Source organism: Kosakonia pseudosacchari, from assembly GCF_015167415.1.
Lineage (GTDB): Bacteria > Pseudomonadota > Gammaproteobacteria > Enterobacterales > Enterobacteriaceae > Kosakonia > Kosakonia pseudosacchari.
In genome coordinates, this window is sequence record NZ_CP063425.1 from 1,320,836 (window position 1) to 1,333,271 (window position 12,436).

General features: G+C 58.4%; 10 protein-coding genes. 7 read left to right on the forward strand and 3 right to left on the reverse strand.

The window, feature by feature from the left end; genetic code table 11:
- The first annotated feature begins 6 nt into the window (after positions 1-6).
- A complete protein-coding gene (gene betB, locus IP581_RS06090; protein ID WP_193821997.1) occupies positions 7-1,479 on the forward strand; it encodes a betaine-aldehyde dehydrogenase in 1,473 nt (490 codons plus the stop codon).
- 27 nt (positions 1,480-1,506) lie between these two features.
- Entirely contained in the window at positions 1,507-3,186 is a 1,680-nt protein-coding gene (betA, locus tag IP581_RS06095; RefSeq protein ID WP_193821999.1) for a choline dehydrogenase, read from the forward strand.
- A 60-nt stretch (positions 3,187-3,246) separates the two neighbouring features.
- Here betA and IP581_RS06100 read toward each other — a convergent pair whose 3' ends face one another.
- Complete coding sequence (locus IP581_RS06100) at positions 3,247-4,335, reverse strand: oxidoreductase (RefSeq protein ID WP_193822001.1); 1,089 nt, start codon at positions 4,333-4,335, stop codon at positions 3,247-3,249.
- A gap of 162 nt (positions 4,336-4,497) precedes the next feature.
- On the opposite strand from IP581_RS06100, the gene IP581_RS06105 reads away from it, so the two are divergent.
- The 4 genes from IP581_RS06105 to IP581_RS06120 are packed head-to-tail and all read left to right on the forward strand — an operon-like array spanning position 4,498 to position 9,329.
- Entirely contained in the window at positions 4,498-6,000 is a 1,503-nt protein-coding gene (locus tag IP581_RS06105) for a sugar ABC transporter ATP-binding protein (RefSeq protein WP_193822002.1), read from the forward strand.
- The gene (locus IP581_RS06110; RefSeq protein ID WP_193822003.1) at positions 5,997-6,992 is read left to right on the forward strand and encodes an ABC transporter permease; all 996 of its coding nucleotides are present in this window, start codon (positions 5,997-5,999) and stop codon (positions 6,990-6,992) included. Before IP581_RS06105 ends, IP581_RS06110 begins: the two co-directional genes overlap by 4 nt.
- 18 nt (positions 6,993-7,010) lie before the next feature.
- Positions 7,011-8,075, forward strand: a complete 1,065-nt coding sequence (locus IP581_RS06115) for a sugar ABC transporter substrate-binding protein (RefSeq protein WP_193822005.1) — start codon at positions 7,011-7,013, stop codon at positions 8,073-8,075.
- Between the two features lie 9 nt (positions 8,076-8,084).
- Positions 8,085-9,329 (forward strand): LVIVD repeat-containing protein, encoded by a 1,245-nt coding sequence (locus tag IP581_RS06120; protein ID WP_086871403.1) that lies wholly within the window; start codon positions 8,085-8,087, stop codon positions 9,327-9,329.
- 36 nt (positions 9,330-9,365) lie between these two features.
- Here IP581_RS06120 and mtnK read toward each other — a convergent pair whose 3' ends face one another.
- Positions 9,366-10,565, reverse strand: a complete 1,200-nt coding sequence (gene mtnK / locus IP581_RS06125) for an S-methyl-5-thioribose kinase (RefSeq protein WP_193822006.1) — start codon at positions 10,563-10,565, stop codon at positions 9,366-9,368.
- Between the two features lie 101 nt (positions 10,566-10,666).
- Between mtnK and mtnA the strand changes: the two genes are divergently transcribed.
- The gene (gene mtnA / locus IP581_RS06130) at positions 10,667-11,689 is read left to right on the forward strand and encodes an S-methyl-5-thioribose-1-phosphate isomerase (protein WP_193822008.1); all 1,023 of its coding nucleotides are present in this window, start codon (positions 10,667-10,669) and stop codon (positions 11,687-11,689) included.
- 95 nt (positions 11,690-11,784) lie between these two features.
- On the opposite strand, the gene IP581_RS06135 is transcribed toward mtnA, so the two are convergent.
- Positions 11,785-12,354, reverse strand: coding sequence for a hypothetical protein (locus IP581_RS06135; RefSeq protein WP_193822009.1), 570 nt, complete (start codon positions 12,352-12,354; stop codon positions 11,785-11,787).
- Between the last annotated feature and the right edge of the window lie 82 nt (positions 12,355-12,436).

Consider the following 12,436-nt stretch of genomic DNA (forward strand, 5'->3'; position numbering starts at 1 on the left):
GGAAGTATGTCCCGATTCGCAGAACAGCAGCTTTATATCGATGGTCAATACGTCCCGGCTGCGGCGGGTAACACATTCCAGACCATTAACCCGGCGAACGGCGAGGTGCTGGCCGACGTCCACGAAGCCGGGCAGGCCGATGTTGATCGCGCCGTTGCCAGTGCGCAAAAAGGGCAGAAAATCTGGGCGGCGATGACCGCGATGGAACGTTCGCGCATCCTGCGCCGCGCCGTGGATATCCTGCGTGAACGCAATGACGAACTGGCGGCGCTGGAAACGCTGGACACCGGTAAACCGCTGAGCGAAACCCAGGCTGTTGATATCGTCACCGGCGCGGATGTGCTGGAGTATTACGCGGGGCTTATCCCCTCGCTTGAAGGGCAGCAAATTCCGCTGCGTGACACCTCGTTTGTCTACACCCGCCGCGAACCGCTTGGCGTGATCGCCGGGATTGGCGCGTGGAACTACCCGATTCAGATAGCGCTGTGGAAATCCGCACCTGCTTTGGCGGCTGGTAACGCCATGATCTTTAAACCGAGCGAAGTCACGCCGCTCACCGCGCTGAAACTGGCGGAGATTTACAGCGAAGCTGGCGTGCCGGACGGCGTATTTAACGTGCTGAACGGCAGTGGCGCGGTAACCGGTCAGTTGCTGACTGACCATCCGGGCATCGCCAAAGTCTCTTTCACCGGCGGCGTTGCCAGCGGTAAGAAAGTGATGGCCAATGCCGCCGGATCGACGCTGAAAGACGTCACTATGGAACTGGGCGGCAAGTCGCCGCTGATTATCTTTGACGACGCGGATCTCGACCTTGCCGCCGATATCGCCATGATGGCGAACTTCTACAGCTCCGGCCAGGTGTGCACCAACGGCACGCGGGTGTTTATTCCGGCGGCATTGCAGAGCGCATTTGAAGCGAAAATCGTCGAGCGCGTGACACGCATTAAAGCGGGCGATGTTAACGATCTGAATACCAATTTCGGGCCGCTGGTCAGCTTCGCGCATCGCGACAACGTGATGCGTTATATCGAATCCGGCATCAACGAAGGCGCGCGCCTGCTGTGCGGCGGTAAACGTCTTACCGGTGGCGATTTCGATAACGGTGCATGGGTAGAACCCACCGTGTTCACCGATTGCCGCGATGAGATGACCATCGTGCGCGAAGAGATCTTCGGGCCGGTGATGTCGATTCTCACCTATGAAAGTGAAGAAGAAGCGGTGCGCCGCGCCAACGCCACCAATTACGGCCTGGCGGCGGGTATTGTGACGCAGGATCTTAATCGCGCGCATCGCGTTATTCACCAGATTGAAGCGGGTATCTGCTGGATCAACACCTGGGGCGAATCCGCCGCCGAAATGCCGGTGGGCGGCTACAAGCACTCTGGCGTGGGGCGCGAAAATGGCCTGATGACGCTGCAAAACTATACCCAGGTCAAATCCGTCCAGCTTGAGCTGAGCCGTTTTCAGTCCGTATTTTGAATAAAGTTTTAACCTGAGGAGCGACGAATGGAATTTGATTACATCATCATTGGAGCCGGATCCGCAGGGAACGTTTTGGCAACAAGACTGACCGAAGACAGCGATGTCAATGTGCTGCTGCTGGAAGCGGGCGGTCCCGATTACCGCTTTGATTTTCGTACGCAGATGCCTGCGGCGCTGGCTTACCCGCTGCAAGGCAAACGCTACAACTGGGCCTATGAAACCGAACCTGAGCCGCACATGAACAACCGCCGCATGGAGTGCGGGCGCGGCAAAGGGCTGGGCGGTTCGTCGTTAATTAACGGCATGTGCTATATCCGTGGTAACGCGATGGATCTTGATAACTGGGCGCAGCAGCCGGGGCTTGAGCACTGGAGTTATCTCGATTGCCTGCCTTATTACCGTAAATCGGAAACGCGCGATATCGGCGCCAACGATTACCATGGCGGCGACGGCCCGGTCAGCATCACCACCTGTAAACCGGGCAATAACCCGCTGTTTGCCGCGATGATCGAAGCGGGCGTGCAGGCTGGTTATCCGCGCACTGACGATCTGAATGGTTACCAACAGGAAGGGTTTGGCCCGATGGATCGTTTTGTTACGCCAAAAGGCCGCCGCTCCAGCACCGCGCGCGGCTATCTCGATATGGCGAAAACGCGGCCGAACCTGAAAATCATTACCCATGCCACCACCGATCGCATCCTGTTTGAAGGCAAACGCGCAATCGGCGTGGCCTATTTGCACGGTGCCAGCGACACGCTGCATGAAGTGCATGCGCGCCGGGAAGTGTTGCTCTGCGCCGGTGCGATTGCTTCGCCGCAAATTTTGCAGCGCTCCGGTGTCGGTGCCGCCGGGCTGCTCAAACAGTTTGCTATTCCAGTGGTACATGATTTACCGGGCGTTGGCGAAAACTTGCAGGATCACCTGGAAATGTATCTGCAATACGAATGCAAAGAGCCAGTGTCGCTCTACCCGGCGCTGAAGTGGTGGAACCAGCCGAAAATCGGCGCGGAGTGGCTGTTTAACGGCACCGGGATTGGCGCCAGCAACCACTTCGAAGGCGGCGGGTTTATCCGCAGCCGTGACGAGTTCGCCTGGCCGAACATTCAGTATCACTTCCTGCCGGTGGCGATTAACTACAACGGCTCCAATGCGGTGGAAGCGCACGGCTTCCAGTGCCATGTGGGTTCCATGCGCTCGCCAAGCCGGGGTTTTGTGCGCCTGAAATCGCGCGATCCGCGCCAGCATCCGGCCATCCAGTTTAACTACATGGCGCATGAGCAGGACTGGCACGAGTTCCGCGATGCGATCCGCATTACCCGGCAGATCATCAACCAGCCGGCGCTGGATAAATATCGCGGGCGGGAAATCAGCCCCGGCATTGAATGTCAGAGCGATGAGCAACTGGATGAGTTTGTGCGTAACCACGCGGAAACCGCCTATCACCCGTGCGGTACCTGCAAAATGGGTAGCGACGAGATGGCGGTGGTCGATGGCGAAGGGCGCGTACATGGGCTGCAAGCCCTGCGCGTGGTCGATGCGTCGATCATGCCGCTGATCATCACCGGTAATCTCAACGCCACCACCATTATGATTGGTGAGAAGATTGCCGATAACATCCGTGGCCGTACGCCGCTGCCGCGCAGCAACGCGACGTATTTTGTGGCGGGCGATCGCCCGGTTCGCGGCGAGCCTGTTCGGGCGTAAAAGAGAATGCCGCCGGTAAGTTGTCGCTTATCGGCGGCATGAAACAGAGCGTACTTATCATCAGCGCGACAGCGCTTCCACTTTTTCAAACGCCGCGCGCAGCGTATCGGCGGAGAGTTCCACCGGCAGGTAGTGGATCGACTCCACCGGGCGCAGCGTGTGGGCAATCACCTTATCCAGCTCCGCGCGGTTATTAATGTCCACCTCCAGTGCCGCCAGTGTGGTCGGCAGGTTGAAGCGCTGATAGGCGGCAATCAACTGCGCCAACACATCATCCTGACCGAGCAGGGCGCTTTGCACCAGAATGCCATACGCCACTTTGGTGCCGTGCAGGAATTTCTCCGTTTGCGGCAGCACCGTTAAACCGTTATGCACCGCATGCGCGGCGGCGACGCGGGTGTAACGCTCGCCGAGGCCGCCAACCATCCCGCCACCGGCAATAATCGCATCCACCACATCGCGAAACGCCTGGCTCAGCTCGCCGCGCTGCTGGTCGGCAAGGGCGTGTTCACTGCTTTCCAGCAACACATCGCGGATCGCCAGCGCGCCATTGATCCCCAGCCGCACGGTAAGCGGCAGCGTTTGCGGCTGCGGGGCCAACACCACCGCTTCGTACCATTTCGCCAGCGTATCGCCGATGCCCGCCAGTAAATATTCCGCAGGCGCATTAAGGATGATTTGCGGTTCCACCAGCACCAGAAAATTGGCGTCGTCGAAGATCTCAAAGTGCAGCGCCTGACCGGCATCGTTATACCAGACCGACAGCGGCGTCCATGCCGCGCAGGTGGCGGCGATGGTCGGAATGGCAACCACCGGCAAACCGAGACGGCGCGCCACCGCTTTGGCGGTATCCAGCAGTGCGCCACCGCCAAGCCCAATCACCACGGCGCGATCGTCGCCCGCTTGCTGCGCCAGCGCGTTCACATCGTGCTCGCTACAGTGCCCTTTAAACACAATGTGTTTCGCGCCTGGCGCGTTAAACCCTTGCGGCAGAAACGCTTTTGCCCCGGCAAAGGCGCGTTCGCCATAAATCCATACCGCGCGGGCCAGTTGTTCTTCCGTGTAGAAATCGTGCAACCGCGCGAGGCTACCGGTGTGGGAAAAGTAGTTCGCCGGGCCGGGTACGACGCGGATATCAGTGCTGCTCATGTGTTGTGTCCTTGTGCGTGATCGCTAACCCGATGTTATGTCTGGACATCCGGATGGCTAATAATATTTCGCTTTATCTTATGCATTTTCTGTCGTTGCCAGTCAAGCGAGGCTGTGAAAAATTCGTTAAATCAATCTATTAATTGCAGGAACAGCGTGCGTATGAGCAGCAACCACCTCGAAATGCGCGGCATTAGCCTGGCCTTTGGCGGCTTTAAGGCGCTGTCGCATGTGGATTTCACCCTGCGCGGCGGTTCGGTGCATGCCTTAACCGGCGCGAACGGCGCGGGGAAATCGACGCTGATGGCGGTGCTGTGCGGCACATACGACCATTACGAAGGGGAGATCGCCATCAACAACCAGGCGGTGTCGATTCGCACCCCGCGCGATGCCAAACAGTTCGGCATCCACCTGGTGCAGCAGGAAGTCGATGTAGCGCTGATCCCAGGTTTAAGCATCGCCGAAAATATCATGCTCGATAAGCTGGCGGATGCCGGGCACTGCTTTCACTGGGGTGATGTTCGTAACCGGGCGCGTGAGGCGCTGGCGCAACTTGACGTCGCGCTTGATGTGAAACGCCCGATTGATAGCTGCACGCTGGCAGAGAAACAGCAGATTTTGCTGGCGCGCGCGCTGTCGCACCACTGCCGTTTTTTAATCCTTGATGAACCCACCGCGCCGCTCGACCAGCACGAAAGTGAGCGCTTGTTCACCGTGGTTAAACGCCTGCAACAGCAGGGCATTGGCGTGGTGTTTATCTCGCATCGCATCCATGAGCTGAAAGCCATCTGCGACACCTTAACGGTGTTGCGCGATGGCAAATTAATTGAATCCGGCCCAATGCGCGAGCTGAGCGGTGAAGAGATTGTCGAGAAGATGCTCGGCCATGAACTGAGCGATATCTACCCGCCTGCGCGCCCGCCGCACAGCGAAGAGGTGCTGTTAAGCATTGACGGTTTGCATGACGAAGGGCTGCTGAAAGATATCTCGTTACGCCTGCGCAAAGGGGAGATTCTGGGCATTGCCGGGCTGGCGGGGGCCGGAAAAACCGAGCTATGCAAAGCCCTGTTCGGCGCAAGCAAAAGCCGTATTAATCGTGGCGAGCTACACAGCCAACCGTGGCGCCCGCGTGACCCGGCGGATTCGGTGATGCGCGGGCTGGCGCTGGTGCCGGAAGAGCGGCGTAAAGAGGGCATCTTTATTGATGAGCCGGTGAGCATGAATTTGTCCATCAGCGCAGATAACAGCTTCTCGCGCTGGGGATTTTTTGCTCACCGCCAGGCCTGGCGCTGGGCGCAGGAAGTGATTGCCCGCGTCGGCGTGCGCACCAGCGGGCCGGGGCAAACCCTGCGCCGCCTTTCCGGCGGGAATCAGCAGAAAGTGGCGATAGGCAAATGGCTGCGCGGTAACGCCAATGTGGTGATTTTTGATGAGCCCACCAAAGGCGTGGACGTGAAAGCGAAAACCGACCTGTTCCAGTTGATTGACGGGCTGGCGCGAGAGGGCAAAGGGGTGATTTACGCGTCGGGCGAATTCGCCGAACTGGTGGGTTTGTGCGACCGGATTTGTGTGCTGTGGGATGGGCGCATTGTGGCAGAAGTGCAGGGCGAGGAGGCCCGTGAAGAGACGCTTCTTTATTATTCCACCGGAGGAACGGCGCCGTGAGTAAGGCCCTTTCAGTCAATGCGGCGGCGTCGCCCCGCCAGCAGCTTTTTGATTTTCTCTATAAATGGGGCATGTTGCTTACCGTAGTCGCGCTTGTCGCCATTTTCGGCGTGGCATCGGACAACTTCCTCGATCCGTTCAACATCATCAACATTTTGCGCTCGATCGCTATCGTCACGGTGATTGCGATTGGCGTCTCTGTTTCGCTGACCATCGGCGGCTTTGATCTGTCGGTCGGCTCCACCGCTTCTCTGGCGAACGCGCTGGTGATTTCGTTGTTTGTCTGGCACGGCGTGGGTACCACCGAAGCGATCATTATCACGCTGGCGCTCTGTACGCTAGTGGGCTTGTTCAACGCCTTTTTGATTGTGGTACTGCGCATTCCGGACATGCTGGCGACGCTCGGCAGCCTGTTTGTGATTCAGGGCGTGGCGATGACCTACAGCTATGGCGGCTCGATTACCGAAAACATGGTGCTGCCGAGCGGGGAGATGGCGGAAGGCACCATTCCGGCGGCGTTTGGCCTGCTCGGCCAGGTGCCGACTATCGTCATCATTATGCTGGTGGTGACGGTTGTCGCCCAGTTAGGCTTGTCGCTGACCACCCACGGTCGCCGCATGTATGCGATTGGCGGCAACCCGGAAGCGGCACGTCTTTCCGGCATTCGCACCACGCGCTACAAAGTGGCGGCGTATGTGATTGCTTCGCTGCTCGCCGGGCTGGGCGGCATTCTGCTGGCGTCACGCATTGGCTCTTCGCAGGTCAACGCCGGTGGCGGTTATTTGATGGATGCAGTGGCGGCGGCGTGGATCGGTTTTTCACTCGCCGGTTCCGGCAAACCGAATGCGCTCGGCACGCTGGTGGGGGCGGTTATCCTCGGCGTGCTGCAAAACGGGCTGGTGATGCTGTCGGTGCCCTATTACGCGATGGACATTATTAAGGGGCTGGTGCTGGCCGGTGCTCTTGCGTTGACTTACTTCCAGCGTCGTTAATTATTCAGGGGAAAACAGATGAAAAAAATTGCACTCTCACTGCTGGCGCTGGGCTTACTGAGCGCGCTGCCGGGTCACGCTTCCACACCTGCGCCGGTGCCGGACGCCATTGCTAATCATCACGGCCCGATACGTATTGCGCTTATCCGCAACCTCGGTTCGGACGATAACACCACCCAGTTTGTCTCCGGCGCGTTGCAGGAAGGCAAAAAACTGGGTTTTAAAATCAGTACTTTTTTAAGCAACGGCGATGACGCCAAATTCCAGGACTTCGTCAACCAGGCGATCAGCCAGAAGTATGACGGCATTATTCTGTCGCAGGGGCGCGATCCGTACTCCACCGATCTGATTAAAAAAGCGGTCGCCGCCGGGATCAAAGTGGCGGTGTTTGATACCGCCGTTAACGGCGATATTCCTGGCGTGACGGTCACCCAGCAGGACGACGCCTCGTTGACCAAACTCTCCTTTGGCGAGCTGGTGAAAGATTTCAACGGCAAAGCCAACATTATCAAACTGTGGGTTGCCGGTTTCCCGCCGATGGAGCGCCGCCAGGCCGCCTACGCCGAGTTGCTGAAAGCCAACCCAGGCATTAAGGAGCTGGAGTCGATTGGCGCGGTCTCTTCCGATGTGCAGGGCGACACGGCGAATAAAGTGGGCGCGGTGCTGGCGAAATACCCGAAAGGGCAAATTGATGCCATTTGGGGCACCTGGGATGCGTTCAGCCAGGGCGCGTATAAAGCGCTGAAAGAGAACGGTCGCACCGAGATCAAACTCTACAGCATCGATGTTTCGAACCAGGATCTGCAACTGATGCGCGAGTCGGGCAGCCCGTGGAAAGTGAGCGTAGCCGTCGATCCGAAACTGATTGGCGCGACCAACGTGCGCCTCATCGCCAACAAAATTGCCGGTGAACAGACGCCAGCGACGTATGATTTTAAAGCCGCGGCCATTCCGCAAGCGCTGCTGGCAAGCCAGCCGGGGGCGGTGAATGTGGCGTCGCTTGGCAAAATCATTCCGGGCTGGGGCCAGACGGAAGATTTTATCGCGCCGTGGTTCGCCACGCTGGAAGCGAAAAACAAGTAAGGAACGGACATGGCGAGTGAATTACCGCGCCCCGAATACAGCCGCAATATGCGGCTGATTGGTCACAGCGACCAGGGCGGACGCCCGGACGGCGTGCAACTGATGGTACACCGTGGCTTTGCCTATATCGGCCATATGGTGTCGCAGGGGTTTTCGATTGTGGATGTGCGCGACCCGAAAAACCCGAAAGCCGCCGGTTACGTACCGGCGCCGCCGGGCACCTGGAATGTACATCTGCAAGCCCATGATGATCTGCTTTTGGTGATCAATGCCCGCGACTTGTTCGCCGATGCGCGCTTTGCCGATGAAAAGGTCTATTACACCCGTTCGGTCGGCGAGACAGTCAGCGATGTGCAGGACAAAGGCTGGAGCGCCGGGCTGCGCATTTTTGATATCTCCACGCCGGATAAACCGCGCGAAATCAGCTTCCTGTCGCTTAACGGCATCGGCATTCACCGCATCTGGTATGTGGGCGGGCGCTGGGCGTATGTCTCGGCATTGATCGACGGTTTTACCGACTACATCTTCCTGACCATCGATCTGGCCGATCCGCGCAAACCGCAGGTCGCCGGGCGCTGGTGGCTACCGGGGATGAACCAGGCCGCAGGGGAAACGCCAGACTGGCCGGAAGGCAAACGTTATGCGTTACACCACGCGATTATCGCCGGGGATACCGCTTACGGTAGCTGGCGTGATGGCGGGTTAACGCTGCTGGATGTGAAAGACCGCACGCAGCCGAAACTGATTAGCCACCGCAACTGGAGCCCGCCGTTTGGCGGCGGTACGCACACCGCGCTGCCACTGCCGGACAGGGATTTACTGGTGGTGCTGGATGAAGCGGTGCTCGACCATCAGGAAGATGGCGAGAAGCTGATCTGGCTGTTTGATATTCGTGAGCCCGCAAACCCGGTAAGCATCGCCACCTTTCCGCAGCCGGACGAAAGCGATTATGTGGCGAAAGGGGCGCATTTCGGCCCGCATAACCTGCACGAAAACCGCCCGGGCAGCTTTATCAGCTCGACGCTGATTTTCGCCACTTACCAGAACGCGGGCGTACGCGCTTACGATATTTCTAACCCGTATCGCCCGGTGGAAACCGGCGCGCTGGTGCCTGCCGCGCCGCAAAAGATGATGGATACGCGGCCTGGACGCCCGCGCGTTATTCAGTCCTGCGATGTGTTTGTGGATGCGAACGGCATTATCTACAGCACTGATTACAACGGCGGGCTGTCGGTCATTGAGTATCTGGGTTAGCCATATTCTCTCCCCCGCAAAGGGGAGAGAAGGGGATTAGCTGTACTGACGCACGCGGGCAATCAGCTCGTCAACGTTCTCAATGCGCCCGGCGATGACAATCAGCGCTTTGCCGAGCGTAATGGCGTGACGCAGGCAGGCGTGGCGCATCGCTTCGTCTTTGATGGTGTCGATATCGGCGACGTGCGAAAGCCCGACGTTGCGGCGAATCAACTCGGTGCCGCAAAAACCAATCGCGTCGCACCACACTTTTTTCAGGAAAGCGCTGGCGTAGCCCGGTTGTGCTAACGCGGCGTCGCGGGTTTTCTCACTCGCCAGCACCTGAAAGCGTTCGGCGAAGGTGGTCCACAGGGTTTGAATATCGCTCAGACGTTGCTCGCGCGCGCTAGCCGCATCGCGAATGCCAAGATGCCCCGGTAAACCGCAGTAGTTGAGCAGCAGGTTGCCGATGGCGGTACCGATATCAAAGCCGATCGGGCCGAAGTAACCAAACTCGGCGTCAATGGCTTTCAGGCGACCCTCGGCGACAAAAATTGAGCCGCTGTGAATATCGCCGTGCAACAGCGCTTCGGCGTGGGAGAAGAAGCGGTGTTTGAGTGCCGCCACCGCCAGTTTCAGTTGCGTGTCATCGCGCAGGGCGGCGACATCGGCTTCCAGCTCGGCCGGGTAGTTGTTGCGCTCATGAATCTGGTAGGGATCGTTGAAGAACAGATCTTCGGTGATCTCGCACATTTCCGGGTTGATGAACTGCGCGACCTGCGCTTTTTTGTCATGCGGATGCAGGTAAAAATCGCTGGTGTGAAACAGCACCTGCGCCAGGTATTCGCCCAGTTGCGCGGCGGCGTGCGGGTAAAACACATTGTTAATGAGTTCGCCGCGCCAGATTTTATGATCGGAGAGATCTTCCATCACCATCACCGCCAGTTGCGGGTCGAAATGGTGGATTTTCACCGTGTGCTGTGGGCTGTGCTGGTAATGCTCGACCAGCGTTTGCGCTTCCAGCCGGGCGCGGTCGAGCGTTAACGGCCAGGACTCACCCACGCAGCGCACATAGGGCAGCGCCTGTTTGACGATAATGCGGCTCACGCCCTGGGTGTCGAAAATTTTGAACACCAGATTGAGGTTACCGTCGCCCACCTCCTGCGCGTCAACCAGTTCGGACGGGTTGTCCAGGCCGCCAAATTGTTGTGCATACGCCACGGCATCGCGGGCGGAGAAGGTACGGTATTGCGACATTGCCTCGATCCTCTTTTGCTAACAAAGCCATTTAGACGTCTATACATCCGGAATTCATCCTGACACAATACGCTACAACAACGCAACAGGGATTTAACGCAATGCAGCCATTACAGACCACCAGCCTGCGAGTCGTCGACAATCAATTATTTATTCTCGACCAACAGGCCTTACCGCAGCAGAAACAGTGGCTACCGGCCAGTACGGTAGAAGAACTTGTTGGCCATATTCATGCCCTGCGCGTGCGTGGCGCGCCGTTGATTGGCCTTTCTGCGAGCTTATTGCTGGCGCTGCTGGCAGAGCAGGGCGCAAACCGCGATCAACTGGCGCAGGCGCTGGCAACGCTGCGCGCGTCGCGCCCGACGGCAGTGAACCTGATGAATAACCTCGATCGCATGAAACAGGCGCTCGCACAGGAGCACTTTGTGGCGGCGTTAAGCGCCGAAGCGCTGCGGCTTATTGAAGAAGATAAAGCGCTTTGCGACAACATCGCCAATGCCGGTAGCGCACTGGTGACGCCGGGCAGCCGCTTGCTGACCCACTGCAACACCGGCGGGCTGGCGACGGCGGGTGTCGGTACTGCGCTGGGGGTGATTGCGCTCGCTCATCAGCAGGGCAATGTGGCGAATGTGTGGGTGGATGAAACCCGACCTTTGCTGCAGGGCGGGCGTTTAACCGCCTGGGAACTGGGCGAACTGGGCGTGCCGTATCAGTTAATTACCGATTCGATGGCCGCCAGCCTGATGGCAAAAGGGCAGGTGGATGCGGTGTGGGTGGGGGCGGATCGCATTGCTGCCAATGGCGATGTGGCGAACAAAATCGGCACCTATTCGCTGGCGGTGCTGGCGAAATTCCACAACGTGCCGTTTTATGTGGCGGCGCCGCAAACGACGCTCGATCCACATTGCCCGAACGGCGATGCCATTCCCATCGAGCAACGTGCTGCCGCGGAAGTGACCGGCGTGGCCGGGAGTTTTGGCGCGGTGAGCTGGGCGCCGGAAAACGCGCGGGTTTACAACCCGGCGTTTGATGTCACGCCGGCGGCGCTTATCAGCGGCTGGGTGCTGGACAGCGGCGTGGTGACGCCTGCCGATGTGGTAAACGGAATATTCCAGCCACGCTAAGCGCAACGCGACAGGCCGGATAAACGTTATCCGGCGTCAGCACCGCCGTCTGCTTACCGGATGGCGGCGGTATCTTAGTCGGTCAACTGTGTAGATCACACGCACGGCCCGGTGGCGCAGCCGTAAATCATCATCAACGGAAACGCCGGGATCAGTAACGGGGCCACCCACGAGACGTTCTGTTCGGTGGTGTCGTTAATTGTCACGGTCACCGGTTTTTCCAGCGTGCGGGTATCGGGGCCGGGTGGGTGTTGCAGAATATAGACCACATCCCCCTGCGCTTTGAAGGTCACCGCCAGCTTTTTATTCGGTTCAATGATATTCGCGCCGTAGTGGTAACGCAGGCGTTCAATCTGCGCGGCACTCAGCCCGCTGACGTCAACGAGCGCTTTGTACTCCGCCGTCACCTTTTCGTCTTTCACCACAAAATTCACGGCAACGCCAGGAACATGGCTGGCAAACTCCTGATAAAACTCCGCGTACCGGGCGTAGGCATCAGCATGTGGATCATTCCGGATGAAGTTGTAGGCGTACTTATTTGAATAGGCGGTGATGCGATCCTGGCGCACTTCAAGTTCTGTTATTTTGTCCCATTTCGGCATCGGGGACGTCGTCGCGCAGCCACCCAGCAGCACGATAAAAAACAGCATAATAACCTTTTGCATGATGGCCTCCCGGTAAGCGTTAGCGCCGGGGAAGCATACACGCCTTGCGGCGTGCCACAAGGGGAGGCTACAGAATTGGGTA

What these genes read in the sequence shown, in the direction of transcription:
- IP581_RS06105 (WP_193822002.1), top strand. Translation starts at nt 4,498, where the DNA reads ATGAGCAGCAACCACCTCGAAATGCGCGGCATTAGCCTGGCCTTTGGC.
- mtnK (WP_193822006.1), bottom strand. Translation starts at nt 10,565, where the DNA reads ATGTCGCAATACCGTACCTTCTCCGCCCGCGATGCCGTGGCGTATGCA.
- IP581_RS06135 (WP_193822009.1), bottom strand. Translation starts at nt 12,354, where the DNA reads ATGCAAAAGGTTATTATGCTGTTTTTTATCGTGCTGCTGGGTGGCTGC.
- mtnA (WP_193822008.1), top strand. Translation starts at nt 10,667, where the DNA reads ATGCAGCCATTACAGACCACCAGCCTGCGAGTCGTCGACAATCAATTA.
- betB (WP_193821997.1), top strand. Translation starts at nt 7, where the DNA reads ATGTCCCGATTCGCAGAACAGCAGCTTTATATCGATGGTCAATACGTC.
- IP581_RS06120 (WP_086871403.1), top strand. Translation starts at nt 8,085, where the DNA reads ATGGCGAGTGAATTACCGCGCCCCGAATACAGCCGCAATATGCGGCTG.
- IP581_RS06100 (WP_193822001.1), bottom strand. Translation starts at nt 4,335, where the DNA reads ATGAGCAGCACTGATATCCGCGTCGTACCCGGCCCGGCGAACTACTTT.
- betA (WP_193821999.1), top strand. Translation starts at nt 1,507, where the DNA reads ATGGAATTTGATTACATCATCATTGGAGCCGGATCCGCAGGGAACGTT.
- IP581_RS06115 (WP_193822005.1), top strand. Translation starts at nt 7,011, where the DNA reads ATGAAAAAAATTGCACTCTCACTGCTGGCGCTGGGCTTACTGAGCGCG.